The organism is Mucilaginibacter straminoryzae (assembly GCF_022953055.1).
Classification (GTDB): domain Bacteria; phylum Bacteroidota; class Bacteroidia; order Sphingobacteriales; family Sphingobacteriaceae; genus Mucilaginibacter; species Mucilaginibacter straminoryzae.
The window spans coordinates 418073-443824 of sequence record NZ_JALJEJ010000004.1 but is presented as its reverse complement, the minus strand read 5'-3'; the positions used below and the strand labels follow the sequence as shown (position 1 = coordinate 443824).

At 45.8% G+C, this 25752-nt stretch carries 23 protein-coding genes and 1 tRNA gene; 16 read left to right on the top strand and 8 right to left on the bottom strand.

Annotation, left to right across the window (positions count from 1 at the left end; genetic code table 11):
* Positions 1 to 90 precede the first annotated feature (90 nt).
* A tRNA-Ala gene (locus MUY27_RS11510) sits at positions 91 to 164 on the bottom strand.
* Positions 165 to 311: 147 nt separating this feature from the next.
* Between MUY27_RS11510 and MUY27_RS11505 the strand changes: the two genes are divergently transcribed.
* The 5 genes from MUY27_RS11505 (at position 312) to MUY27_RS11485 (ending at position 6284) form a co-directional block, all read left to right on the top strand.
* Entirely contained in the window at positions 312 to 803 is a 492-nt protein-coding gene (locus MUY27_RS11505) for a hypothetical protein (RefSeq protein WP_245130170.1), read from the top strand.
* Positions 804 to 1094: 291 nt separating this feature from the next.
* Positions 1095 to 2105 carry a glycosyltransferase family 4 protein gene (locus tag MUY27_RS11500; RefSeq protein ID WP_245130169.1) on the top strand — a complete coding sequence of 337 codons (1011 nt, stop codon included), beginning with the start codon at positions 1095 to 1097 and terminating at the stop codon, positions 2103 to 2105.
* Positions 2106 to 2145: 40 nt separating this feature from the next.
* Positions 2146 to 2868, top strand: coding sequence for an SDR family oxidoreductase (locus MUY27_RS11495; protein WP_245130168.1), 723 nt, complete (start codon positions 2146 to 2148; stop codon positions 2866 to 2868).
* Between the two features lie 44 nt (positions 2869 to 2912).
* A complete protein-coding gene (gene rfaE2, locus MUY27_RS11490; RefSeq protein WP_245130167.1) occupies positions 2913 to 4385 on the top strand; it encodes a D-glycero-beta-D-manno-heptose 1-phosphate adenylyltransferase in 1473 nt (490 codons plus the stop codon).
* 27 nt (positions 4386 to 4412) lie between these two features.
* On the top strand, positions 4413 to 6284 hold the full coding sequence (locus MUY27_RS11485) for a glycosyltransferase family 2 protein (protein WP_245130166.1): 1872 nt from the start codon (positions 4413 to 4415) through the stop codon (positions 6282 to 6284).
* A gap of 208 nt (positions 6285 to 6492) precedes the next feature.
* Here the strand turns inward: MUY27_RS11485 and MUY27_RS11480 are convergent, their stop codons facing one another.
* The 6 genes from MUY27_RS11480 to MUY27_RS11455 all read right to left on the bottom strand — a co-directional run bounded on the left by MUY27_RS11480 (position 6493) and on the right by MUY27_RS11455 (position 13429).
* Entirely contained in the window at positions 6493 to 7293 is an 801-nt protein-coding gene (locus MUY27_RS11480) for a glycosyltransferase family 2 protein (protein WP_245130165.1), read from the bottom strand.
* Between the two features lie 16 nt (positions 7294 to 7309).
* Positions 7310 to 8395 carry a glycosyltransferase family 9 protein gene (locus MUY27_RS11475; RefSeq protein ID WP_245130164.1) on the bottom strand — a complete coding sequence of 362 codons (1086 nt, stop codon included), beginning with the start codon at positions 8393 to 8395 and terminating at the stop codon, positions 7310 to 7312.
* Between the two features lie 10 nt (positions 8396 to 8405).
* A complete protein-coding gene (locus tag MUY27_RS11470; RefSeq protein WP_245130163.1) occupies positions 8406 to 8858 on the bottom strand; it encodes a YbhB/YbcL family Raf kinase inhibitor-like protein in 453 nt (150 codons plus the stop codon).
* A gap of 178 nt (positions 8859 to 9036) precedes the next feature.
* Positions 9037 to 11526: a tetratricopeptide repeat protein gene (locus tag MUY27_RS11465; RefSeq protein ID WP_245130162.1), complete on the bottom strand. Its 2490-nt coding sequence runs from the start codon at positions 11524 to 11526 to the stop codon at positions 9037 to 9039.
* 177 nt (positions 11527 to 11703) lie between these two features.
* On the bottom strand, positions 11704 to 12318 hold the full coding sequence (locus tag MUY27_RS11460) for a nucleotidyltransferase family protein (protein ID WP_245130161.1): 615 nt from the start codon (positions 12316 to 12318) through the stop codon (positions 11704 to 11706).
* Complete coding sequence (locus MUY27_RS11455) at positions 12311 to 13429, bottom strand: XdhC family protein (RefSeq protein WP_245130160.1); 1119 nt, start codon at positions 13427 to 13429, stop codon at positions 12311 to 12313. The genes MUY27_RS11460 and MUY27_RS11455 overlap by 8 nt, the downstream gene beginning before the upstream one ends.
* 181 nt (positions 13430 to 13610) lie before the next feature.
* Here MUY27_RS11455 and MUY27_RS11450 point away from each other — a divergent pair, with 181 nt between their 5' ends.
* From MUY27_RS11450 to MUY27_RS11415, 8 genes are all read left to right on the top strand, one after another.
* Entirely contained in the window at positions 13611 to 14618 is a 1008-nt protein-coding gene (locus MUY27_RS11450; protein ID WP_245130159.1) for an aspartate-semialdehyde dehydrogenase, read from the top strand.
* A gap of 419 nt (positions 14619 to 15037) precedes the next feature.
* Positions 15038 to 15937: a LysR substrate-binding domain-containing protein gene (locus MUY27_RS11445; protein WP_245130158.1), complete on the top strand. Its 900-nt coding sequence runs from the start codon at positions 15038 to 15040 to the stop codon at positions 15935 to 15937.
* 90 nt (positions 15938 to 16027) lie between these two features.
* The gene (locus MUY27_RS11440) at positions 16028 to 16579 is read left to right on the top strand and encodes a type 1 glutamine amidotransferase domain-containing protein (RefSeq protein ID WP_245130157.1); all 552 of its coding nucleotides are present in this window, start codon (positions 16028 to 16030) and stop codon (positions 16577 to 16579) included.
* 147 nt (positions 16580 to 16726) lie between these two features.
* The gene (gene gldG, locus MUY27_RS11435; protein WP_245130156.1) at positions 16727 to 19123 is read left to right on the top strand and encodes a gliding motility-associated ABC transporter substrate-binding protein GldG; all 2397 of its coding nucleotides are present in this window, start codon (positions 16727 to 16729) and stop codon (positions 19121 to 19123) included.
* A 34-nt stretch (positions 19124 to 19157) separates the two neighbouring features.
* On the top strand, positions 19158 to 20282 hold the full coding sequence (gene dnaN / locus MUY27_RS11430) for a DNA polymerase III subunit beta (RefSeq protein WP_245130155.1): 1125 nt from the start codon (positions 19158 to 19160) through the stop codon (positions 20280 to 20282).
* Between the two features lie 108 nt (positions 20283 to 20390).
* Positions 20391 to 21068, top strand: coding sequence for a DUF4397 domain-containing protein (locus tag MUY27_RS11425; RefSeq protein WP_245130154.1), 678 nt, complete (start codon positions 20391 to 20393; stop codon positions 21066 to 21068).
* A gap of 8 nt (positions 21069 to 21076) precedes the next feature.
* The gene (locus tag MUY27_RS11420) at positions 21077 to 21832 is read left to right on the top strand and encodes a DUF4397 domain-containing protein (RefSeq protein WP_245130153.1); all 756 of its coding nucleotides are present in this window, start codon (positions 21077 to 21079) and stop codon (positions 21830 to 21832) included.
* Between the two features lie 50 nt (positions 21833 to 21882).
* Positions 21883 to 22536 carry a DedA family protein gene (locus tag MUY27_RS11415; RefSeq protein WP_245130152.1) on the top strand — a complete coding sequence of 218 codons (654 nt, stop codon included), beginning with the start codon at positions 21883 to 21885 and terminating at the stop codon, positions 22534 to 22536.
* A gap of 148 nt (positions 22537 to 22684) precedes the next feature.
* Here the strand turns inward: MUY27_RS11415 and MUY27_RS11410 are convergent, their stop codons facing one another.
* Entirely contained in the window at positions 22685 to 23524 is an 840-nt protein-coding gene (locus MUY27_RS11410; protein ID WP_245130151.1) for a zinc dependent phospholipase C family protein, read from the bottom strand.
* A gap of 304 nt (positions 23525 to 23828) precedes the next feature.
* Between MUY27_RS11410 and MUY27_RS11405 the strand changes: the two genes are divergently transcribed.
* The 3 genes from MUY27_RS11405 to radC all read left to right on the top strand — a co-directional run bounded on the left by MUY27_RS11405 (position 23829) and on the right by radC (position 25675).
* Positions 23829 to 24533 (top strand): DUF4397 domain-containing protein, encoded by a 705-nt coding sequence (locus tag MUY27_RS11405; RefSeq protein ID WP_245130150.1) that lies wholly within the window; start codon positions 23829 to 23831, stop codon positions 24531 to 24533.
* A 107-nt stretch (positions 24534 to 24640) separates the two neighbouring features.
* The gene (gene rpsT / locus MUY27_RS11400) at positions 24641 to 24895 is read left to right on the top strand and encodes a 30S ribosomal protein S20 (protein WP_245130149.1); all 255 of its coding nucleotides are present in this window, start codon (positions 24641 to 24643) and stop codon (positions 24893 to 24895) included.
* 81 nt (positions 24896 to 24976) lie between these two features.
* On the top strand, positions 24977 to 25675 hold the full coding sequence (radC, locus tag MUY27_RS11395; protein WP_245130148.1) for a RadC family protein: 699 nt from the start codon (positions 24977 to 24979) through the stop codon (positions 25673 to 25675).
* Positions 25676 to 25752 lie beyond the last annotated feature (77 nt).

Here is a 25752-nt window from a genome sequence, read left to right as displayed (position 1 = left end):
GATAACGGATTCGAACCGATGACCTCTTTCCCGAAAGCATTCGGGACAAGCAAGCGCTCTACTTTGAGATCAGCCTGCTTAAAATTAGTGTGGAGGATAACGGATTCGAACCGATGACCTCTTGCATGCCATGCAAGCGCTCTAGCCAGCTGAGCTAAACCCCCTTGTGGGTTGCAAATATAGCTGTTGGTAGGGTATTACAAAATGCTTTTTTCGTTTTTTTATTCTTTTCGGCGATAACGTGGTTCGGGCCGGTGCAAACAAAGGTTTCCAGATGCTGGTTAATTCTTAACTTTAAATAATATCTTCTTATGATCTCCAGATTTTTTAGCAGCAGCTCAAAATTAGCGGCAGTTTGTATGCCTGCCTTATTATTCATCGCATGCGAGGGCCATCGGCCAGAATCAAGCACGGGCGACACTACCTCGACAGCAAATTCGGCGAAAGCTGAAGCGCTCAGTGGTAAAATGTGCTTCCAAAAGGTAAGTGGTTTGCAGGGTAACGATACACTGGCGGTCACGTTAAATATTAATGATGGCAAAGTAACCGGTAAAATGGAAAACGTTATTTACGAAAAAGATAGCCGTCGTGGAACTTTAGAGGGAACTTTAAATGGAAACGATATTAATGCTGTGTGGAAGTATATGCAAGAAGGCGCGATAGATACGCTCCATGTTTCTTTTAGGTTAAACGGTGCTGAGTTATGGCAATATCCCATAAAATTCAACTCAAAAACAAATAGAGAGCAGACGGACGTGATGGATACTGCATGGGTAAAACTTCAAAAAGTGGATTGTAAATAAAGAACCAAAGGGTTCTTCATTCGTCAGTCTGATTTTATTCGATAACAGTGAAGCCGCAGCGAATCCGTTGCGGCTTTTTTATGTGTTTATTTGATTTCTTAGAAGTAAAACAAGGTTTCTTAAAACTAAATTTTATTAAAATTGTAGTTATGCTACGGTCGCCTGTAAGTGCTGTCTGTAGTAAACTGCGTGATCATTCAATTCTGATCCTTCTGCAGAACAAGCATTTTTAGAAACGTTGCAACCGGTTTCGTTCAGGCAGCGACATAAAAGGTCAACTAAACTTAAGTAATGATATTCGATACCAATAGTGGCGGTTCTATGTTCGCCAACAGACGTTTGAAAGTATTCACGTGGCATATTCACGGCAGTTACCTGTTCTATCTTTCGCAGGGTAATTATGATTTGTATATCCCTACCAAAGAGGATAAACCGGAAGGGTATTACGGTAAAGGCGAAACCTTTCACTTCGGGCCAAATGTGCATGAGGTACCTGCCGAAGAAGTAAGAAGCCAGGATTTTGATGTGATTCTTTTTCAATCCCGTAAGAATTTCATTACAGATCAGTACGAAATATTATCTGCCGAGCAGCGCGAGTTGCCTAAGATTTACTTGGAGCATGATCCGCCACAAGAGCATCCGACCCTGACCCACCATATCGTCGACGACCCGGATATGCTGCTGGTGCACGTTACAAACTTTAACGAACTGATGTGGGATAATAACCGCACGCCCACTCGTGTGATCGATCACGGGGTTATCGTTCCGCAAAATGTGAGATATACAGGCGAAAAGGAGCGGGGTATTGTGGTGATCAACAATATCCAACGTCGCGGCCGCCGCTTAGGGCTCGACGTGTTTTTAAAAGTGCGTGAGCAGGTTCCGCTAGATCTGGTAGGCATGGGTGCAGAAGAACTTGGCCTGGGCGAAGTAAAACATGGCCAACTGCCCGACTTCATTACCAAGTACCGTTTCTTCTTTAACCCCATCCGTTACACCAGCCTCGGCCTGGCGGTGTGCGAGGCTATGATGATGGGTATGCCTATTGTTGGTTTGGCCACTACAGAAATGGTTACCGCAATAGATAACGGCGTTTCAGGCATTGTACATACTGATATGAATTACCTGATCGACCAAATGCACCGCTTGCTTGCTGACCGCACCGCTGCAGAACAGTTAGGTCGGGAAGCGCAAAAAACAGCGATGGAGCGCTTTAACATTCAGCGTTTTGCCAAGGACTGGGAAGATGCGTTCAACTACATTGTTTTAAAAAGAAAGGCACCTAAAATCATACTCAACTAATACCCGAAGCACAATTCAGTATCAAACCCTACATACATCAATGGAAAACTTGACAAGCAAAGTTATTTTAGTTACAGGTGGCGCCCAGGGCCTGGGTAAGGCAACTTGCCTTGCACTTGCCGAAGCCGGGGCGACCGTTATCGTCGGCGATATACAGGAGGATAAAGCACGCGCCGTAGTAGACCAGATCAACCAAAATGGTAAAGCCGTATTTTATCGCCTCGACCTCACCGATGCCTCTTCGGTAGAACAAACCATTAATACCATCCATAGCGAACAAGGCCGTATAGATGGCCTGGTTAATAACGCAGGTATAGATTTTACCAAGCCAATTACAGAACTGGCGGTTTCTGAATGGGATGCAGCCATGAACGTTAACCTTCGCGGCCCATTCCTTACCTCGAAATTTGTATTGCCTTTAATGGCCGAGCAGAAAGGCGGCCATATTATCAACGTCGTGTCAACCGCTGCTTTACGCGCATGGACAGAGGCTTCCGTATATCACGCTACCAAATGGGGGCTTCGTGGGTTTACCCAGGCTTTATTTACAGAGGCGCGCAAGGTTGGTGTTAAAGTAACCGGCCTGATTGCAGGCGGTATGCGTACTCCATTCCTATTAGACCGTTTCCCTGATATTCCACCACAGAATCTTCAGGACCCCGAAAACGTAGCGGAGAAGATCAGGTACATTCTGGCCGATGAATCGCAAACCATCGTTCCTGAACTGTTGGTGTTGCCACTGATGGAGACTTCATGGCCGTAAATAAATGAGTGAAAGTTAAGTGAGTTTTTAAATCCCTGCATCTTATGAATACAGCATATCATCAAATTATCGACCAATTTAGCCAGGCCAAAGTATTGGTTATCGGCGATGTGATCTTAGACGTTTACCTGAAGGGTGGCAGCACCCGTCTTTCACCTGAAGCGCCTGTACCGGTCGTTAACATTTCCGATCGCAGCTACGTGGTTGGCGGTGCAGCAAACATTGCGGTAAACTTTAAAGCGCTGGAAGCGCAGGTTGCCTTCCTTTCGGCAGTTGGTAATGATGAAGATGCTGCAAAAATATTCAGCATACTGGAAAAGCAAGGGATAGATTCCACGCATATCTTTCAGGAAAATACACGGCAGACCACGGTAAAAACCAGGGTAATGTGCCAATCACAGATATTGGCGAGATATGATTACGGTACCGACCAGGTATTGAACCAGGAAACCGAGCAAAAGATAGTCGATTACCTGGAAGCACATTATGCCGATTTTGATATTATCATGGCAGGGGATTATTACGGAGGGATCCTTACCCCTGCCATTATTAACACCCTTGCCAAGTTGCAGCAGAACTGGCCGAGAATTTTCGCTGTCGACTCTAAAAACCTCACTGCCTTTCGTAAGGTAAAGCCGACGCTGGTGAAACCAAATTATACGGAGGCGGTAAAGTTGCTGGAGTTGAATCATCAGGCTATCGGCAGGGCAGAGCAGATGCACCGCTATGGTGACGAGCTTTATGAAAAAACCGGCGCAAGTATTGTCGCCCTTACGCTTGATGCAGACGGCGCAATGATATTTAATGAAGGGATTTATAAGTACCGATCCTACGCTCACCACTTGCCGGGTGCAAGCGTGGTAGGTGCAGGCGATACTTTCATCAGTACATTAAGCCTCGGGTTATTTTTAGAAGCAGATATCCCTTTGGCTACCGAACTGGCTACCGCAGCGGCTGCTATCGCGGTCAGTAAAGAGGGGACAGTGCCATGTACCTATCCTGAACTGCGCTCGTTCTTCTCGTTACATAACAAGTATGTTTCCCATGTAAACGAATTGAAAAAACTTTGCGAAATCTACGAGGCGCAGGGCAAAAAAATTGTATTCACCAACGGCTGCTTCGACATTTTGCATAGCGGCCACGTCAGCTACCTTAACCGGGCGAAAGAGCTTGGCGATGTCCTGATCGTCGGGATGAATTGCGACGATAGTATCCGCCGTTTAAAAGGGGAGGGCAGGCCGATCAATCCGCTGGAAGACCGCATAGAGGTACTGGCCGGACTAAGTTCTATCGATCATGTTATTTCTTTTGAAGAAGATTCGCCGGTATACCTGATCAGGGCGGCACGGCCGCACATCTACGCCAAAGGCGGCGACTATTCTAAAGAAACTTTACCCGAAGCCAAACTGGTAGAAGACCTGGGTGGGAAAATTGTATTCGTTCCCCTGGTTCCCGATCATTCGACCACGCGTATTATCCGTCGCATTAACAATGGATCAACCTTAAAGATCGCTTAGATCGAACGCTGTTGAATGGTAAAAAATATGACAAAAAGTGCCTTGGTTTCGGTGATCATGCCGGTATACAACCAGGCACATTTTATTAAACGGGCGATAGAGAGCCTGAAGTTGCAACAGTTGCAATCATGGGAATTGATCATTATTAATGATGGATCGAAAGATGATCTGGAAAGGTTTATCCGCCCTTATTTGAACAACCACCGGATCAGGTACTTTTTCAATCAAAGTAATGAAGGCTTAGGTGCTTGCCTAAACAAAGGCTTAGATTTAGCACACGGCCATTTTATAGCCTATCTTCCCGCTGACGACGTTTATTATGCCGGTCACCTGAAAGAGTTGCTGGCCGGTTTTAATGAGCATACCGCCCTTGTTTACTCGGGCGTGAAACACCATTACAATCGCATTGCCGGGGGACAGATAGCCGGTTACAGCCTGCAGTTGGTGCAGGTGATGCACCGCAAAAGCGGGGTGAGATGGATAGAGCGGGACGAATTGGTGACCGATGATCTCGGCCGTATGTATTGGGATAAAATACAGTTTGAAGGTGATTTTGTTAACACCGGAAACATTACCTGCGAATGGGTAGATCATCCGCATCAGCGGCATAAAATTATACGCGAGCCTATCGGTGGCATTAATCCCTACAAGCTTTACTATGGCGTAAAACAACCCCTGCGTTACCATAGCACTATGGGTAATTTCATTGATGAAGTGAGTTATTTCAAGCAGTTTCGGGAAAGGAAAGATACTCCTGCTGCTAAGAGCGGTTTGAAAATCCTACTGGTTGGCGAGCTGGCTTATAACTCTGAAAGGGTGCTGGCGCTGGAAGAACAGGGCCAGCAATTGTACGGGTTATGGATGAAAGACCCGTATTGGTACAATAGTGTTGGTCCGCTGCCGTTCGGGCATGTAGAGGATATTGCCTACGAGGATAGGAAGAAACGTATCGCAGAAATTCAGCCGGATATTATTTACGCGCAGCTAAACTGGCAGGCGGTGCCCTTTGCGCACCAGATACTGATGGAGAACCCAGATGTCCCGTTTGTGTGGCACTTTAAAGAAGGTCCGTTCATTTGCCTGGAAAAGGGCACCTGGAAGGAGCTGCTGGATTTGCATAACCTGTCTGACGGACAGATCTACACCAGCCCGGAAATGCGCGACTGGTTCCTGCAGTTTGTATCTGGTAGTGACGATACCACCCTGATTATGGATGGCGATCTGCCGAAGAAGGAATGGTTTAAAACCGAAAGGCAGTCGCGCATATCCTATACCGATGGCGATATCCATACCGTAGTGCCGGGGCGGCCGATCGGCTTGCACCCCCATACCGTTGCAGAACTGGCCGAGCACAAAATTCACCTGCACTTTTACGGCGATTTTACCCACGGGCAATGGATGGAATGGATCACTAAAACGCAGAAAATGGCGCTGGGATTTTTGCATATCCACGCCAACGTGACGCAGGAGAACTGGGTAAAAGAATTTTCGCAATACGATGCCGGCTGGTTGCATTTTTTCCAAAGCGAGAACAATGGTGAATTAATGCGTGCCAATTGGGACGATCTGAATTATCCCGCCCGTATGGCTACTTTAGGCATAGCCGGTTTGCCCATGTTACAGCGTGATAATACCGGGCATATCGTGGCTACACAAAATCTAATTCAACGACACGATCTCGGAGTTTTTTTTAAAGATATGGCTGATTTAAGCAAGCAGCTACACGATAAAGAACGCATGCAGCAACTGCGGGATAACGTATGGAGCAAACGGATGATGTTCTGCTTTGACGAACAGGTAAAAATGCTGACATCATTCTTCAGGCAGGTGATCAGCCTGAAGGCTTCAGGGAAAAGAAAAGAGGACTTAGTGGAAAGTCACAAGGCCATTGGATATTAGGAAAGGCCAAGGTTGGATTGAAAATTTGATGTTATTTCACCGAACCGTATTTGAAGGAGCATTATCGCGAGGAGAAATCTTCTGGATAACGAGAGTATCTTGCTGATCTGAGAAGATTTCTCTTTCGCGCCGCACATTCCTCACCTTGCTCTTTCGAAATGACATTTTCGGAATGTTGTATTTTTTAAATAAAGTGCCAAAATGCCTGTTAAGAATTGATCAGGTATTCTGGTGCGTTCACCTCGCGGTTAATAATTGTGGTTGGTAATTCTAAATGGTAAGCACCGGAAGGCAATAGGCCGAAGCCGCCGTATTTTTTCATCAGGCGGTGCTGCGCAAAAACATCTTCGCCGCAATGGTTGGGCGGCAGTTCCTCCCAAAAATCAAACCCGCCCGTTTCACGCAGCTTAGCCGTGTTATACAAAATACAGCCGCCCACCCAGGCTACTTTATATTTTTTTTGGTTTTGCGGAGATACACCCAACCGCTGGCCGACATGCAGAATATTAGCGGCGTTGTGTAATGGCCAGCGTTCCCATTCTTCAGAACCGGGCACAACGTTTTCCGGCCCTACGGGGCCGTCCCAGAATTCGATCTGCTGCTGATGCGGGCGAACATCATCCAGGTAGCTTAACCCCACCAGCGCCATGCCGCAAAAGCCAACCGGTTCTTCGTCCAGTGCACGCACCATTCGCTCTATCACGTCAGGCTCCAGTACCACATCATCGTCCATATAAAGCGAATATTCTCCGGAAGCTTCATCCAACAGAAACTGTCGTTGCTGGGCAATGCCTTTTCGCGGCATGTTGTAACGTACTTTTACCGGGTTGCCGTGCAATTCCAATATCCGTACAATGGTTTTAAGCGTTTTATCTTCGCCGATAAACTGGTCGCTCTGGTCAGACACAACAATTTCAAAGTCTTTATACGTTTGGGTGCAAAGCGCTGTTAACGTCGCAACAAGGGCGTTAACCCGGTTGTAAGTCGGTATTAAAACAGAAACTTTCATAAGTGTTATCGGGTTCTCAGGCTGCCGTATCTACTGCTTCTGTTAGCAATAGATCCTGTAAGGCGTTCTTCACTTCGTCTATACTCACTTTTGCCGTAAAAGAGGCTTCGTGCTTGCAATTATCCTTCGGATAATTGGGTTGCACGCAGTCCGTTCCGCATAACGGGCAGTAGGGGTCCCAGGCAATCAGGCTGCGGTTGCGGCTGGTGGTTAGCGCCATGCCGGTAACCGCGTTAATGGTCCAATAGATACCGATTGTCGGTTTTTTTAGCGCGCGGGCCAGGTGTAAAGGTCCGGTATCGTTAGAAACCAGCACGTCTGCCATAGCCAGCAAACCCGTCATGCCGTTAAGGCTAAGGTCAGCGCATAGATTATGGATCTGATCTGGATAGGTAATATGCGTAAACAGGCGTTCGATGTCCGCCCGTTCATATTCGCTGCCTGTGATATACACATGATAACCTTGATCTACCAGGTAGTTAGCAATGGCTGCAAAGTTTTCTGCGGGCCAGCGGCGGCGCATGTCTGAAGCACCGGGGTGAATTACGGCATACCGCTCACCTGCATTATGACGGAAAGCATTTTTAGCTTCTTGCAGATCTTTATTGATGACTTTTACGCTTGGTTCGGGGTCGGCAGTGGATGCACCCAGGTAACGTACCACTTCAATATATCTCAGAATTTCACTGGTGGCGATAATATAAGGTACGTTAATATCCAGTTGTATGGCGTTCGGTGTTTTCAAACCTACGCTTACTTTAGCGCCGAGCCTTTTGGTGAAGGGATTGGAGTAGAATCCGCCGCCGTGCATTTGTATGGCAATATCAAATTGTTCGGCCTGCATTTCTGTGAAAAAAGGCTTCAAGATGTTTTCGTCATTTTCGAAGTTTTCGGCTTCGCCTACACCGCCATAGGGTGGCACCACAGCTACCCGGCTAATGGGCGAGGGCCTATTTTCGAGAAAGGTTTGATGCCAGGCTTTTCCCAGGTATACAATTTCTGCATCCGGGTAGGTATCGCGCAACGCCTGCAGCGCAGGCAATACGAAAATGAAGTCGCCAAGGGCATTTGCTCTTACTACAGCTATTTTCTTCGGGCTCATTTCATCAGTATTATACGTTCTCTGGTGATACACATAGTCCCAGCAATTCGGCCGAATCTAAAATGTGGCCTACCATTGCATTTTGTACATCCTCTGGCTCAGAGGCATCGGGTAAATCTAACGTAGTATCTAGAGCGTATAATCTGAACCAATAATGGTGGGTTCCTTTAAAATATTTCGGGCATGGCCCTTCGTAGCCAAAGGTATGGTTGTTACATAGTCCGGCTACAGCACCTTGCGGCACTTGTCCTTCTTCTACCGTGGTGGTACTTGCAGGAATGTTAAAAACATGCCAGTGCCGCCATGGTTTAGGCGTGGCATCAACATCTTCCAGGATCAGCACCATACTAACTGTTCCTTCGGGAAGTTCTTCAAAATTTAATGGCGGACTGATATTAGGCCCCAGGCAGGTGTACCTGACCGGGATCTCATCGCCATGTTCAAAAACGCTTGTGATTTTCATTCAGTTTGTGACTAAGACTACTTCTTGTTTTCGCTATAGTTAACAGCTGTAATCCCTATTGGTTGAATGAATTTTAATTTTTATTATTATGGTAATTATTTTACTAATAATTAAAAATAAAATAAACGGAGATTGTGCCGAAACTTTTCGAAGTCACGACAACCTGGGGGGCAGGTAATTAATTATTGCAATATTTTCGTATCGCCTCGTAAGCTTCGCGCATACCTAATTCGCCAGCCTTACTTAGATCAAGGCAACCGCCGTTTTTATCACCCATGCGCGTGGTTCGGATGATCCCACGGATGTAATAGGTGTTCCGGTCTTTGGGATCAAGGGCAAGTGCCGCGCTGAAATCTGCCAGGGCGCCTTTAAAGTCTTTCACATAGGCGCGGACTTCACCGCGTTTTAAATAGGCCTTTTTATGGGTAGGGTCTAAGGTAATGGCCGAATTATAATCCAGCAGCGCACCGCGGTAATCTGTCAGCTGAAACTTCAGGTTACCACGATCCACATAGGCATCTGCACTTTGCGAATTAATATCAATCGCGGTATTGTAATCCAGAATAGCGTTGGTAGTATCCTTTAAATTCAGGCGTGCTTCGGCTCTTTTCAGATAGATATCCTCGTTATTCGGCTCCATATCAATAGCCGCCGTAAAATCTTCCATCACTCCGGCCGAATCCGGCATCAGGCTTTTAGCGTATCCTCTTGAGATATAGCCTTTAATGCTTTTAGGAAATTCCTCAATAACCTTTCCGTAGGTTTCCAGTGCGCCCGGGTAATCCTTTAATGCTGCACGGGCATCGCCCATAAAGGTTAGGTTGTCTTCCGTCGTACGGATATGGATCGCCTTATCCAGATCGGCCATTCCACCATCGTAATCTTTTAAAGCCACTTTGGTGTTACCGCGATAAGTGTAGGCCTCGTAAGCGTTTGAATCCAGCGCGATGGCCTTGTTAAAGTCCTGGATGGCCAGCCTGGTATTTTTCATTTTGGCTTCGATGATGCCGCGCTGGGTATACAGGTCGACATTCTTGGAATCGAGCCGTAAGCCTGCATCAATCAGTTTCAATGCTTCAGGATAATTCTTTGAAAGCGTGAGCACATTGGTCAGCTTCACAAAAACATCCTTGTTTTGCGGGTTCATTTGCAATACCTTCTGGTAATCCTGAATCGCACCGGCATAATCGTGCACTTTTATTTTTGCTTCCGCCCTGTTCACATAAGGATCCCAGTTTTGCGGTTTTAGCTCGATGGCTTTATTATAATCAGCAATAGCCCCGCGATAATCACCCAGTTCACGCTTTACATTAGCCCGGGAGGTATAAGCATAATCGCTGCCTGGGTTCATGTCGATGGCCGAAGAAAAATCGCTAAGGGCGCCAACGGTATCTTTCTGGTTAAACTTAGCATTGCCACGAATGATAAATGCCCGATCTGATTTAGGATTGATGCTGATGATGGAATCCGCATCGGCATAAGCGCCTTCGTAATCTTTGTTAGAGATACGGATGTCCGCACGGTTCATGTAGGCTTCCAGGTAACGCGGGTTCATTTCCAGGGCTTTATCAAAATCTGCCAGCGCCCCGGCATTGTCTTTCATGTTGTATTTGGCGATACCCCGGTAGAGGTATAGTTCGGCATTCTGGGGATTAAGTTCTATCGCCTTTGTAAAATCGGCTATAGCGCCCTTGTTATCGGCGATGTTAGTGCGCGCGTTGCCTAAATAGTGATACAATTCGGCCGCGATGTTCGGATTAATAGATTTCGCTTTGTTGTAATCTGCAATTGCGCCATTATAATCGTGCAGGTTGCTTTTGGCATTACCCCGGTAAAAATAGGCTTCAGCACGATTGGGACTCAGGTCGATTGACCGGGTAAAATCAGCAATAGCCCCGGTATGATCGCCTAATGTTTCTTCGGAATTCGCTTTGTAGTAATAAAGATCGGGATTGGTAGGATCTAATTTAATGGCGATATTATAATCGGCGATAGCACCTTTGTTATCATTCGTGTTTGTACGCGCAAGGCCCCGGTATTCGTAAAGCTCGGGATTTTTAGGCGTCAGGGCAATTGCACGGTTAAAGTCGGCAATGGCACCATAGTAATCGCCGGTATTGGTTTTGGCATTCGCACGATAATGGAATAAATCGGCATTCGGCGTTTTCATGTTGATCGCCTTCGAATAATCTTCAATGGCGTTTACATACGCACGGATGTTACTATTGGCGTTACCGCGGTAATAATAAGCGTCGGCGTTCTGGGGCGTAAGCTCTATAGTTTTGGTATAGTCTTTTATGGCGTTCTCGAACTGCTGCGCATTGGTATAGGCATTGCCACGGTAGAAGTAGGCATCGGCGCTTGAAGGGTCGATAGCCAGGGCTTTGGTAAAATCTTCTATTGCACCTTTATAATCGCGCCCGTTGGCTTTGTCGCTGGCGCTTTGCATTAAACTTTGAAACGCTGGATCTACAGGTGCGGCCGGAGGTGCAGGTGCAGGCTTTGCAACCGTACTTTGGGCTTTTTTTACAGGTTTTTGCGAAAAGACGGTAAACGGTGCAGCGAGTATTAAGACGATCAGCAGTAAGGAAAAACGAAAATTAATAGTTGCATCAGCAGTTGAAGCTTTACGATAGGTCTGAGGGGTAATTAATTGCTTGAAATTCAACGTTAATACAAAATTAATAATGTGGTGCGTTTTGACGCGTTAAGTTAAGCATAAAGCGCTTTAATCCAATGCTTACCGGGTTTTACTATGAAAATTTTCATCTGAACGTTCAGATATGTGGATCATGATAGGGTTCAGACAAAAGATTTGCCAAGGCGTAAAAATAAAGCTTATCTGCTAAATGCCCAAATTTAAGCGCTTAAGTAACGTTTGGTAATCTTCAGCGGTATCAACGTCGATAGCCGCTTCTTCGAAAGATAAGGTTTGAACAGACTGGTTTTCCTTTAATACCTTCTTTGCGCCCTCATCACCGCGAAGGGTCAACAACCCGGCAAACATGGTTGCCGGGAAAAGCGCAGGAACGCCCGGCTCGTGGTTGTAGCTGGTGCAGACAGGGGTTACCAGTCCGTTTGCAATAAAGGTTATGATCAGGTTTTCTAAATGTTGCGGAGTGATCAGCGGTTGATCGCAAAGCATAATGAGAGCTCCTTTAATAGCGCTATTCTTTTTTGCAGCCTCCACACCGGCGCGAATAGAGGAAGCAATGCCTTCTTCCCAATCAGGATTTTCAATGATGGTTAACGGGTAATTTGCTAAAACCTTTGCAACCGAAAAATGTGCCGCGCCGGTCACCACGAATAGTTTTTTACAACCGCTGGAAAAGGCAGTTTTAACGGCGTGTTCAATTAAGGTAATCCCCCTGAATGTGAGCAGCTGTTTAGGTTGCCCCAAGCGTTTGGAGGCACCTGCCGCCAAAATAATTACCGCTATCTCTTCTGCTGATTCAATCACTGTTGATGGTGTTGGGTTTTACCTGATGAATAGGGCCGTCCAGGTCTTTTAAAAATCCGGCAGGATGCCCGTTTTTCACGGCGATCAATTCGGCCATAACGGCAATGGCAATTTCTTCCGCAGCTTCTGCGCCGATGTTCAGACCTACAGGCGCATATAAATTATCTTCGATTCCGGAGGTGTCATAGCCCTCGGCCCGGAGATCGTCCAGCAGTCGATCAGCTTTTTTGCGCGGGCCCAGCATGCCGATGTAGGTTATATCCTCATTGTCAATTAAACTTCTAAGGGCCGCCAGATCATACAGATAATTGTGGCTCATCAGCAAAACATAACTTTTAACCCTTGCCTGTACTGCGAAATCTTCAACCTTTATACAAAGCACCTGCTCTGCCATAGGGAAGCGTGCCTGCGTAGTCAGGTTAAAGCGACCATCGATCACGGTTACACGCCAGCCCAAATTCGCGGCCTGCTGTACAACAGGTTGTACATCGTTACCTGCACCAAAAATAGTTAAGGCCGGGGCTGGGTCTATCCGTTCGTGGAAAACGGTGACAGGTTCGTTATGAAGTATATAAACAGAAGTTGCTGCGCCGCCTTGTTCAAAAAGGTCGTCCACATCCTCCGCCATCAGGTCGGCCAGTTCATCAGCTTCAGTGGCGGTAGCAATATGCAGATATCTTTTACCTGCACTAATGCCGATGTTAGCTGTATCTGTTAAAACTGTGCTTAAAACGCAGGGTATATTTTGTCTGCTGGCCAACTGCAGCAAGCTGATCACATCTGCTCCCGGCTGCAGGGGCTCTATCAATACGTGTATCTTACCTTGGCAACCCAATTGCGCGCCAAACTCGAGGTCGTCCTCCAGGTCCATACTGTCATAGACTACGATCTCTGGTTTTCCCCGCTGCATTACCTGTTGCGCACGTCGGCGGGCGTCACCTTCCAGGCAGCCGCCGCTAATGGTGCCTGTAAGCTGCCCTTCTGCGGTAATTAGCATTCTTGCACCCGGCCGCCGGTAGGCAGAACCTTCTACTTTCACCACCGTCGCTAAAGCGCATGTTTCCTGGCTATGCTTTTCGTATGCCGCTAATAATCGCTGTAGTTCGGTCATGAGTCAAAATTAAACAATTTGAGGTACGGGTGTTTGTCTGGAATTAACAACCGTACCTGTTCATTCGTTCAGTGAAAAATGCAATTTTTCTTATAATTATCTACCCTACAGGTAGTTTAATTGCCCCAAAAATCGCATATTTGAAAAATTAACTAATTTTATTAATCATTTAAATTTTCAAATGAAAGTCGCAGTTGTAGGTGCCACAGGCTTGGTAGGCACTAAAATGTTGCAGGTTCTTGAAGAACGCAACTTTCCGGTAACAGAATTAATCCCCGTAGCATCAGCCAAGAGCATTGGTAAGGAAGTTACATTTAAGGGTAAGCCTTATAAGGTGGTTTCTGTTGAGGATGCGATTAAACAAAAGCCTGATATCGCGTTGTTCTCTGCAGGTGGCTCAACTTCATTAGAGCAAGCGCCTTTGTTTGCAGAAGCAGGCGTTACCGTAATTGATAACTCATCTGCATGGCGTATGGACGCAACCAAGAAACTGGTTGTGCCCGAAGTAAACGCCGATGTATTGACAGCAGAAGATAAGATCATTGCAAACCCTAACTGTTCTACTATACAAATGGTGGTGGCTTTAAAACCACTGCATGACCGTTATAAAATTAAAAGGGTAGTAGTTTCTACTTACCAGTCTGTAACCGGTACCGGTGTTAAAGCGGTTGACCAGTTATTTAACGAGCGTAAAGGTATCGACGGACCGAAAGCGTATCCATACCAGATTGACCTGAACGTGTTGCCGCACATTGATGTGTTCACCGAGAACGGTTACACGAAGGAAGAAATGAAAATGATTAAAGAGACCAAAAAAATTATGGGCGACGACAGTATTCGCGTAACTGCGACAACTGTACGTATCCCGGTAATGGGCGGTCACTCTGAATCTGTAAACATCGAGTTTGAAAATGATTTCGACCTGGACGAACTGCGCGATCTGTTAAGCAAAGCGCCTGGTGTTGTAGTGGTTGACGATGTGGCTAACCTGAAATACCCGATGCCGCTGGATGCGCACGAGAAAGACGAGGTTTTTGTAGGCCGACTTCGCCGCGATGAAACGCAGCCGAATACCCTGAACGCCTGGATTGTATCTGATAACCTGCGTAAAGGTGCGGCTACAAACGCCGTGCAAATTGCAGAATACCTGGTAGCTAAAAAACTGGTAGGCGAAGCGGTAGAGGCGTAAGTTGAGATTTCGGAATTCTGATTTTCGATTTCGGATGTAAAATTTACAGAAATGTCACTCAGAGCTTGTTAAAGAGTTGCATATAATATTAAGGGATGGCGAAAGCTGTCCCTTTTTAGTTTAAAGTGTTAGCTTTGCTTAAGTTGTCCTGGGTAATAAAATCCGGGACGTAAAGAACCGGCAAACGCCGAAGAATGTTGTCATTCTGAACGAAGTGACCTGTCCCGAACTTGTTTCGGGAAGAATCTGTACATAAGCTATTTTACAGATCCATCGCTGCGCTCTGGATGACAGGTTTGTGATAAGATGTCATCGGTAACTTGTCCAGGACATCGAAAAAAATTGATAAGTCTGCGAGATGCCAAATACCCTTCGACGAGCTCAGGGTGACATTATTCTGTATCAAGGTTTAAATAGTTATGATCTCTTTCAGTCACCGTGTGTTTTTAGAAGTTGCTGCAAACCTCAGCTTTTCCAAGGCTGCCCAGGTGTTGTTTGTTACGCAACCTGCCATCAGCAAGCACATCAAGACCATGGAAGATCAGTACAAAGTCCCGCTGTTCGAACGTAAGGGTAACAGTATCATCCTTACAGACGCTGGTAAGAAGCTGTACGAGTACTTGTTGCAGGCTACTGAAATAGAACGGAAAATTGAATACGACCTTTCTATCCTGAGTAACCTCTCACATGCGGCAGGCCACTTAAGATTAGGTGCCAGTACCACCATCGCGCTTTACATTTTACCACCTATCCTTTCAGGCTTTCAGCGCGAGTACACCAATGTAGATGTGCAACTGGTGAACCGTAATTCAGAATATGTACTTAACGCACTGTTGACCCACGAGGTGGATCTGGGCATCATCGAGGTGGATAATAAATTAACCACGGTATCTTACCATCCTTTTATGAATGACGAGGTGATTCCGGTTTGTTCGGCTAAAAGTCCGCTGGCCGGAAAAAAACTCACCTTAAAACAATTGTTGAAAACACCCATTGCCCTGCGCGAAAGGGGCTCTGGCACGCTGAATGCACTATTAAAAGCTTTGGCAGAGCATCATATTTCACCGTCTGATCTTTCTGTGAAAATCCGCCTGGGCGGGACAGAAGCATTAAAGAATTTCTTACTGGCTGATACCTGTCTGGGCTTTATGCCCCGGCCATCTATTGTACGCCAACTTGCCGAAGGCGACCTGGTAGAGGTGCCGGTTGAAGGCCTGCACATCACCCGCGATTTCTATTTTATCCGCCGTAAGGGGAATGAAGATTACGGCCTCACCAGTAATTTTATCAATTACGCACTGCATTCCCAGCAGGGTTAAAAAAGCTAAAACTTTAATAAAATGTGGCTGTAGTTAGGTTATATGCTTTTGCCCGAGGGCAAAAGCAATCATTAACCAAACAAGATAATTATGGCCAGATTAGAAGGAAAAAAAGTAGCAATACTTACAGAAGAAGGATTTGAGCAGGTAGAACTAACCAGCCCTAAGCAGGCACTGGAAGAAGCCGGTGCAACAGTGCATATTATTTCACCGCAAAGCGGTAAGATCAAAGCATGGGATAAAGACAAATGGGGGATAGAGGTAGAGGTTGACCGTGAACTGACCGGAACCAACCCCGAAGACTATGACGCCCTGGTGCTTCCAGGTGGTGTATTGAATCCCGACAAGCTTCGCCAGAATAAAGAAGCGGTAGATTTTGTAGCCGCCTTTTTAGAAGAAGGTAAACCGCTGGCTGCTATTTGCCATGGCCCACAGATGCTGATTGAAACCGGCATGATCAGCGGCCGCAGGCTGACATCATACCCTTCATTGCAAACCGACCTGAAAAATGCCGGGGCAGAATGGGTGGACGAAGAAGTGGTAACAGATAACGGATTGGTCACCAGCCGTACCCCGGCCGATCTGGAAGCGTTTAACAAAAAGGCAATAGAAGAGATTGCAGAAGGCGTTCATCAGGATTGATAAACGTTTTTTATCACTATACATTTACCAATGGTTCTCAGAGTATATCTGCAGAACCATTGGTGTTTATAAGCCACAAATTTTCTTGAAAAGATAATCCTGCTCAGGGATTGCTTCGTTACTTGTAATCACGCACCTTTGTAACGTATGTTTGCTATCCTGCGAAAAGAAATTGTTCTGTACTTAAGCTCTATGGTAGCTTACGTTACCATTAGCGTGTTCCTGGTGGTATTGGGTTTGTTCCTTTGGGTATTTCCGGATACCAGTATCCTCGACTATGGCTATGCCACACTCGAGAGTCTTTTCAATACCATTCCGTATTTGTTCATGTTTCTGATCCCGGCGATCACGATGCGTTCGCTGGCAGAAGAACGCCGCGAGGGCACTTTTGAGCTGCTGGCTACAAGGCCGTTAACCTTCGGGCAGATCATCCTGGGGAAATATTTTGCTTGTGTATTACTGGTGCTTTTTGCGCTGTTGCCAACAGTGGTTTATTATTATTCGGTAAGCGTGTTGGGCAATCCGCAGGGGAATATCGATACCGGTGCCGTTATTGGGTCATACATAGGTTTGTTTTTATTGGGCGCCGCCTTTGTGGCTATCGGGCTTTTTGCTTCGGCTATTACCCGCAACCAGATCATCGCCTTTACTATTGCCGTATTCCTATCCTTTTTTGTTTACAGCGGTTTTGATTCGCTGAGCCATTTGCTCTCGCTGCAAGACTTTGGGTTGGAGCAGATGGGTATAGCAACTCACTATGATTCGGTGAGCCGGGGTGTATTGGATACCCGCGATTTGTTCTACTTTATTGCGCTTTCCGCCTTCTTTATCCTGCTGGCGCTGGTTGCCTTAAAACAGCAGATGCAGCGTAAGTTGTTGCAAACAGATACCTACACTTATGCCGCGGTAGTGGTATTAGCTATCATTGCCTCATTGATAGGATTTACCCGGATAGACTTTACCAAAGAAAAGCGTTTTACGTTGTCTGAAGTGAGCCGCAGCCTGATGGATGGTTTGGAAAAGCCGGTAAAGGTAACGGTATACCTGCAAGGCGATAACCTGCCGGGTGGGTTTAAGCGCCTACAGCGTGCTACACGCGATATGCTAAGCGACTTGCAAGCCTACAGCCACCGCAAGCTGCAATTTCAGTTTGTTGATCCTTTGAAAGGGCTAAACCAGCAGCAACAACAGCAAAGCATTAAGAACATGATGGAGGGGGGCATAGAGCCGACCAACCTTTCTGTGAAAACAGAAGATGGATTGGTGCAGAAACTGATTGTACCTGCAGCCATGATCGCTGTAGGTGACGCGGAAATCCCTGTCAACTTATTGCAACGACGCATCGGGCTATCTGACGACGAAGTGCTGAACAATTCGATCCAAAACCTGGAATATGCTTTTTCATCAGCCATTCAGAAAGCCGTAACCGGTGGCCGCCAGCAGATCGGGATTACCGAAGGTCATCACGAACTGGATAACCTGCAGTTGAACGATGCCATCCAGACGTTATCAGGAAGTTTCCTGGTTGGACGCGTCGACCTGAACAAGATCGCTATGAAGGATCTGGATAAAGTAAAACTGCTGGTGATTGCCAAACCAGATAAGCCTTTTTCAGAAGCCGAAAAGTTTAAGATCGATCAATACATCATGAACGGTGGCAGCGTGCTATGGACCATCGACCAGGTGAGCGCCGAGTTGGATAGCCTTCGAGGGCATGGTGGCGAACAACTGGCCTTTCCAAAACAATTGAACCTGGATGATCAGCTATTCCGTTATGGCGTACGCATCAACTACGATCTGATCGCTGATATCAACAGCACGCAGATACCTGTAGCGACTGGGAGCGTAGGCGGGCAGCCGCAAATACAAATGGTGCCGTGGTTATTCTACCCACTGCTGATGCCTTTAACCAAGCACCCGCTGGTGAAAAACCTGGATGGCATCGCTACAGAATTCATCAGCACCATAGATACCCTGCCGGTAAAAGGCGTTAAGAAGACTGTGCTGCTAACCACTTCGCCATATAACAACAAGGTGAACGCGCCACACATGTTATCTTTAGCTGCGATAGAGCAGGAACCAGACCCTAAAGCGTTTCGCAGTTCGCCTAAGACAGTAGCCGTATTATTAGAAGGTAAGTTTACTTCTGATTTTAAGAACCGCCCGGTTCCGGAAGGCGTAGGGCCAACGGGCGAAATGTTGACAGAAAGTAAACCGGCCAAGATGATCGTGATCAGTGACGGTGATGTGCTAAAGAACCAGGTTGGGGCAGACGGATCGCCTTATCCTTTGGGATATGATCATTATTCGCAGCAAACTTACGGTAATAAAAACCTGTTGCTGAATATGGTAGATTACCTCACCGGCGACACCCGTCTGATTGCGCTGCGTAACAAAGAGTTAGTCATCAGGGTGTTGAACAGGGCACGCGTACGTAACGAAAAAATGTTCTGGCAACTGGTCAATAATATCGTGCCTCCGGCGTTAGTGTTGATATTCGCTATTTTTCAACATTATATCAGAAGGCGCAGGTATGCCCATTAATTTTGTTATTTTTGAGTGATTAAAACCCTCGGGAATGAGATTTATTGTTTCTACAACTACTTTATTAAAACAATTACAGTCGGTAAGCGGCGCGCTTAGCAGCAGCACTGTTCTGCCGATACTGGAAAACTTTTTGTTCGAGATAAAAGAAGGAACCCTTACCATATCTGCAACAGATCTGCAAACCAGCATGACCACCTCTTTAAGCGTCGAAGCAAAAGAGAACGGCCGTATTGCTATTCCTTCTCGCATTTTATTAGATACGCTGAAATCACTACCAGAACAGCCTGTTGCATTTTCTGTAGATGATAAAACCTTCGCTATTGAAATCAACGCAGGTGACGGTAAATACAAATTAAGCGGCGAGAACGGTGAAGACTTCCCCAAGATCCCGGTAGTTGAAAACGCATCTCAGGTTAACCTGCCTGCGTCTGTTTTAGCAGAAGCGATCAACAAAACCATTTTTGCGGTAAGTAATGATGAACTTCGCCCGGCGATGACAGGGGTATACGTTCAGCTGACCAGCAATTCGCTAACCTTTGTAGCTACCGATGCGCATAAACTTGTACGTTACCGCCGCAAGGATGCCAAAGCGCCAAGTACCGCATCTTTCATCCTTCCAAAAAAAGCTTTAAACCTGCTGAAATCTTCACTTCCTTCAGAAGATGTGAATGTTTCTATAGAATACAACACCACCAGCGCTTTCTTCAAGTTTGGTAATATCAATTTGGTTTGTCGCCTGATTGACGAGCGTTACCCTGATTACGAAGCGGTGATCCCTCAGAATAACCCTAACAAGCTGTCGATTGATCGTCAGGCTTTCTTAGGTTCATTGAACCGTGTGGCTATCTACGCCAATAAAACTACCCACCAGGTAAGATTAAAGATCAGCGGTAGCGAATTAAATATCTCTTCAGAGGATATCGATTTTTCTAACGAAGCTCACGAACGTTTAACCTGCCAGTATGAAGGTGAGGACCTGGAGATCGGCTTTAATGCCCGCTTCCTGATCGAGATGCTGAAAAACCTGGGTTGCGAAGAGGTTTCGCTTGAAATGTCTACGCCAAACCGTGCAGGTTTACTATTACCTGTTGGTGGCGATGAAAATGAAGATGTGCTGATGCTGGTGATGCCGGTAATGTTGAATAGCTACGCATAAGCGTACTTTAAATGAATAATTAATAGGTCCGGAAGTAAACAGCCGGACTTTTTTGTTAATTGATACTAAATACGCCGAGATTTAGTTAATAGAGGGGCGTAAACACCGATGAAAAACCGTTATAGCATTAGTTGTCTGTTATTATGTTTTGCCGTGATATTTTCGTGCAAAAAGCAATACGATGTACCGCCTAATAGCGATGCTACTTCTACTTATTTAAACGTGGTGAACGGGACAACAGATACGCTTAACTTTTACCTGAACGGTACACGGCAGAATAACACCACTGATATTTACCCGGGTGGTTCAACAGGTTACCTAACGGTACCTGCCGGGCAGAATGATTATCAGGTTAAGCGGCGTTTGCAATCCCAGGTGTACTTTACAAAAAATCTTAATTTAATAGATAGCACTAATTATTCGGTTTTTATAGGTGGAGGCTCTGCCGATCAGACGTTCCTGGTTAAAGACAGCCTTACCAAAGTAAGCGCAACAGATAGTGCTACTGTTCGCTTCGTGCACACCTCTGCCAATGCACCGGCACTGGATGTGGTTGTGTCGGGCAGTAAGGGTTTTAGTAACTATGCCTTTAAAAGCGCCAGTCCGTTTAAGCATTTTGTATCCGGGCTTACTACCGTGAAGGTATACCTTGCCGGTACGCAGACATTAAAGGCCTCGCAGCAGTTTACCTTAAATAACGGAAGCATTTATACACTTTACATTAAGGGTGTGCCCGATGGGACAGGCAGATCTGCTTTAACCATAAATTTATTTACCAACCAATAAGTAAGGCAATGATTGAAAGAAGCAGCAGATATTTTATCCGGTTAATGGCAGGCGTGCTGCTTGCTGTTTTTGCTATTCCCTTGCTTAACTCTTGCGGAAAATCTACAGATGCATCAAGCCCTAATACCAATAATACCAGGGTAGTAGTTGCCAACCTTAGTCCCGACGCGCTGCCCGTAAGTGTTTACATTAATAATCGGATACAGGCTACTTCTACTACAAGTGCCGGTGCTATTTTCAGGTATCCGGTAAGCGGCTCGACCTTAAATTCCCTGAGTTATTTTTATATAAGTGATGTGAATTATCCTGTGCAGTTCCGTTCTACCGGGGGGACAAAGGTAACTTTAGCCACTGTCGACAGCCTTCCACAAAAGAACGGGAAATACTCGATTTTTCTTACCGGATTTTTAACCAACAGTACGTTAAAAACGATCTTTTTAACAGATACAGATGCAGTACCCGCAGTCGGCAGGGGTAAGGTTCGGTTCTTGAATGCTTCTCCGGGTTCAACTTCGCTGGATGTGTATGCTAACGGGCAGAAACTTTTTGATGATATTAAGTATTTAAGCAATTCGAAATTTGTTGAACTGCCTGCTGGTAATTATGATATGAAGATATTTATTCATGGCGACCAGAATACCATCCAGGCACGTGTAAACCCGGTCACCGTAGCAGACGGACGGTTTTATACGCTTACAGGGTTTGGGGTATTGGGGCGTACGGATACCGCCCAGTTTACAGCGGGTTTAATTACCAATAAATAATAAGTATAAGTTTACCGAGATTGTTATTTTTGCCCAAACTCTAAAACGCGTTGGAATACATACAGCACATCATCCACTTTATCCTGCATATCGATAAAGAGCTTGGCGCAATTATCCAGGACTATCAGGGCCTTACCTATTTAATTTTATTCGCCATTATTTTTGCCGAAACCGGCTTTGTAGTTACCCCATTCCTTCCGGGCGACTCATTGCTTTTTGCCGCAGGGGCATTAATCGCAGCCGGGCATACTGGCTTAAATATCGAACTGCTGGCATTGATACTCGTTGTGGCTGCCTTTGCGGGTAATACCGTGAATTATTTTTTAGGCAGGTTCTTAGGTAAAAAAGTGTTCAAGCCAGAGAACAAGATATTAAAGCTGGAGTATTACCAGAAAACAGAAGCTTTTTTTGAGAAACATGGTGGTATTGCGGTTATTTTAAGTCGCTTCATTCCCATCATTCGTACTGTAGCGCCTTTTGTTGCGGGTGTTGGCTGCATGCCGATACTGCGTTACAGCCTTTACAATATTATTGGCGGCGCTGCATGGATTTTGATCTTCTTGTTTGCAGGATATCTTTTCGGAAACCTTCCTTTCTTCAAGAACCATTTTTCAATCATTACACTGGGTATTATTGTAGTTTCTTTAGTGCCGGTTATTGTGGGCATTATCAAGAGCAGAAGAAAGCCTGCAGAGGTACGATAGGAACGGTCGTTGCCGTCTTAATAAAATCATGTCGTTTCGACTCGCTGCAAGCGGGAGAAATATTCTTCAAAATGCCTGTCTAAGAAGATCTCTCTCCGCCAACTGACGGATCGAGATGACAAAATGTTCTGTTGCTACTTTGTTTTTTTTAATGCTTTCTAATGGCTACCACCTGTTTAAACTTTGCTTCTTCTGCATCAAGCCTTGCTTTTTGACCGGGAGTTAACGGAGCAGCAATCAACTTATTTAAATCCGGCTGGCCGGCATCCACCCAGGCCGAGTACCAGAAACTACCCACCATTAATATTGCCGTACGCATACGGCGTTCTACCATGCCTTTCAGCAACTGATGGTATGCTTTGCAATAGGCAGGGGAGTAGTCGGTAACTTTCCTTTCGCCGCGCTGTTGCACGCTGTATTTCTGATCTGCCGGGAAATTCTTGCTTAACTGCTTCTCTAAGTGCACAACGGAGTCGACGCTTTTAAAAGAGCTTCGGCAAATAATAAAAGCCGTTGAAAGTGGGTTATCGATATATCTGGCCTTGCCCGTATATAAATGGTAGCTATCTGCAAATTGCTCGGGCAGGCGGCTCTCCCATAAGGCATGCAATCCTTTCTGGTTGGTCAGTTGCCCGTCGTAGTTCGTGGTCAGGTGCAGGGGGACGCAAGCGTCAGAAATGTAATGCCCAAGGTCTGCCGAGGTATGAAGTATGCCGGTGGTGTCGTGCTCTTTAAAAGCCCGTACCAGTTTATAATATTGGTATTGGATGGTCCACGGAACAGTGCCGTATTTTACCAGTGTATCTGCACAATATTTGTCTGCTGCTTGCTGCCATTTGTGCGGCACGGTTTTAAAGGGGGTTTTTCCGTAAAAGTCGGCATCAAAGAAATGCCGCGGCGCTTCGGTGCTATCCGTATATCGCCGTTTATCTGCGGTTATCGCGTGTGCTGTCAGGTAATCGATGTTGCTTTTGTAAAATGCAGCCATGCCTTTAGGAAGCGTATAAACAGCAAGCCGGTGTATTTTATAATGAGCGTAAAAACCCCATGAACAGCAAATGAAGAGCAGAAGGATGGCAAGACAAAGCCGTAGGATTGATTTCACTGTTTAAAGATACAAACAGGTGCCCGGCCTCAAAATTATTTTCATTTTATCGCCCTGCCTTCCAATAGGTTGAGTTGTTGCTTGCGGTGTAATAGAGTGTCGTTGGAAATAAAAAACTTTCCCTTTCGTTAAATCACGAGTTTGTTACATCTAAAACCATTAATTCAAATCAACTAACTCATTTCTTATGAAAAACAAGTTTTCCTTCTCTACAAAGTATCTTTTTATCGCATTATTAGCGTTAGTCGCGGGGTTTAGCTCGTGCAAAAAAGACAATCAGTATGATTTTAAGGGTACTGCCTCAGCCCAGGTGAATCTGATCAATGCCAGCCCGGACGCGGGGAATGTCAGCTTGTATGTGGCGGGTACGCTTCGTACGCCATCGCCTGTAGGTTTCAGCGCTGCTTCTGGCTACTACAAAACGTATATCGGCGAACAATCCCTGGAGGTTAAAAACTCGGCTGGTACAACCATTGCCAGCGGGACGCATCAGCTTGATGCCAGCGTAGCGTACACCGGTTACCTGGTGGGGCCTAACAATGCATTGGCTTTAGTGCTTGCGAAAGACGACGGTACTGCACCGTCTGCAGGCAAAGCGCGCATTCGTTTTGTGCATGCAGCCCCTAATCTCTCGAATGTGGATGTTGCGGTTAATAGTACAGTAACATTTTCTTCGCAGGCTTACCGCTCTGCAACTGGTTTTACAGAAGTAAACCCGGGAAGCGTAAGTGTAAGAGTGTTAGGATCACTGTTGAATTTAAGCGGTAATTACACGGTTGAAGCCGGAAAAACCTACACCGTTTTGGTGAAGGGGGTTAGCGGCGGAAGCGGTAACAGCGCTTTAAGCCTTGCTTTTATTGCCCATGGCCAACAGCAAAGCGTTAACGACTAAGCAGATAAATAGGAATGTGGATTAAAATTTTTCAAAAGGAGTTTGAAAATTAAATATAATCATCCTATATTTGCAGTCCGAAAATAATAAAGAATACTTAGCTAAAAATGGCAAATCATAAATCAGCAATTAAAAGAATCAGGGCTAACGCTGCGAAGCGTCTGCGTAACAGATATCAGGCTAAAACTACAAGAACTGCTATTAAGAAATTAAGAGCGGCTACAACCAAGGCAGAAGCAACTACGCTTTTACCGAAAGTTATTTCTATGCTTGACCGTTTAGCTAAGAAAAACGTAATCCACAAAAACAAAGCTTCTAACAACAAATCTAAGTTAACCAAATTCGTTAACGGTTTAGCATAAGCTTCGTTTAAGTAATATTTTAGAAAGGGATAGCCAGTGCTATCCCTTTTTTGTTGCGGTATATTTTTCTATTTTACTCCCGTGGAAGCATACGAAAACAAGATCAGCATTAAGGCCTGGGCCGAGGAAGACCGTCCGCGCGAAAAATTAAATGTTCAGGGGCGAAGAGCACTGAGCGATGCTGAACTGATTGCTATCCTGATCGGGTCGGGTAACCGCGACGAAAGCGCGGTAGAGCTGAGCAAGCGTATACTGCATCATTACGGAAACGATCTGAATAAGCTGGGGAAGGTCTCCGTAAACGAGCTGTCTAAATTTAAAGGTATAGGCGAAGCCAAGGCCATTTCCATTATCGCGGCGCTTGAACTTGGCCGCCGTAGAAACGAAACGGAAACCAAAACGCCGGACCATGTGGTGAGTAGCCACTCAGCATGGCAAATCCTTCGACGACACCTGGTAGATATCAACCACGAAGAATTCTGGATATTGTTGCTTAGTCGCAGCAATAAAGTAATAGCCAGGGAACTGATCAGCAAGGGCGGGTTATCCGGCACCGTTGCCGATCCTAAAATAATTTTCGGGTTAGCCCTTCAGCATCAGGCTTCTGGTATTGTGCTTTGCCACAACCACCCTTCGGGTAACCTGAAACCCAGCCAGCAAGACATCGACCTTACCAAGAAATTGTACCAGGCCGGGAAGATCCTGGATATTAAAATAATCGACCATCTGATCCTGACTGACGATGCTTACCTGAGCTTTGCTGATGAAGGGTTGTTGTAGGGTCTCGATGAGCAAATGAGTAGATGTGAGGATGTGCAGATGGGGGGATGTGTAGATGAGTAGATGTGCAAGTTTTG

Bases quoted from the DNA above. Each gene is read 5' to 3' on its own strand.
- MUY27_RS11440 (WP_245130157.1), top strand. From the start codon at position 16,028: ATGGCCAGATTAGAAGGAAAAAAAGTAGCAATACTTACAGAAGAAGGA.
- MUY27_RS11445 (WP_245130158.1), top strand. From the start codon at position 15,038: ATGATCTCTTTCAGTCACCGTGTGTTTTTAGAAGTTGCTGCAAACCTC.
- dnaN (WP_245130155.1), top strand. From the start codon at position 19,158: ATGAGATTTATTGTTTCTACAACTACTTTATTAAAACAATTACAGTCG.
- MUY27_RS11420 (WP_245130153.1), top strand. From the start codon at position 21,077: ATGATTGAAAGAAGCAGCAGATATTTTATCCGGTTAATGGCAGGCGTG.
- rpsT (WP_245130149.1), top strand. From the start codon at position 24,641: ATGGCAAATCATAAATCAGCAATTAAAAGAATCAGGGCTAACGCTGCG.
- rfaE2 (WP_245130167.1), top strand. From the start codon at position 2,913: ATGAATACAGCATATCATCAAATTATCGACCAATTTAGCCAGGCCAAA.
- MUY27_RS11455 (WP_245130160.1), bottom strand. From the start codon at position 13,429: ATGACCGAACTACAGCGATTATTAGCGGCATACGAAAAGCATAGCCAG.
- MUY27_RS11500 (WP_245130169.1), top strand. From the start codon at position 1,095: ATGATATTCGATACCAATAGTGGCGGTTCTATGTTCGCCAACAGACGT.
- MUY27_RS11470 (WP_245130163.1), bottom strand. From the start codon at position 8,858: ATGAAAATCACAAGCGTTTTTGAACATGGCGATGAGATCCCGGTCAGG.
- MUY27_RS11425 (WP_245130154.1), top strand. From the start codon at position 20,391: ATGAAAAACCGTTATAGCATTAGTTGTCTGTTATTATGTTTTGCCGTG.
- MUY27_RS11410 (WP_245130151.1), bottom strand. From the start codon at position 23,524: ATGGCTGCATTTTACAAAAGCAACATCGATTACCTGACAGCACACGCG.
- MUY27_RS11495 (WP_245130168.1), top strand. From the start codon at position 2,146: ATGGAAAACTTGACAAGCAAAGTTATTTTAGTTACAGGTGGCGCCCAG.
- gldG (WP_245130156.1), top strand. From the start codon at position 16,727: ATGTTTGCTATCCTGCGAAAAGAAATTGTTCTGTACTTAAGCTCTATG.
- MUY27_RS11505 (WP_245130170.1), top strand. From the start codon at position 312: ATGATCTCCAGATTTTTTAGCAGCAGCTCAAAATTAGCGGCAGTTTGT.
- MUY27_RS11485 (WP_245130166.1), top strand. From the start codon at position 4,413: ATGACAAAAAGTGCCTTGGTTTCGGTGATCATGCCGGTATACAACCAG.
- MUY27_RS11450 (WP_245130159.1), top strand. From the start codon at position 13,611: ATGAAAGTCGCAGTTGTAGGTGCCACAGGCTTGGTAGGCACTAAAATG.
- MUY27_RS11480 (WP_245130165.1), bottom strand. From the start codon at position 7,293: ATGAAAGTTTCTGTTTTAATACCGACTTACAACCGGGTTAACGCCCTT.
- MUY27_RS11405 (WP_245130150.1), top strand. From the start codon at position 23,829: ATGAAAAACAAGTTTTCCTTCTCTACAAAGTATCTTTTTATCGCATTA.
- MUY27_RS11475 (WP_245130164.1), bottom strand. From the start codon at position 8,395: ATGAGCCCGAAGAAAATAGCTGTAGTAAGAGCAAATGCCCTTGGCGAC.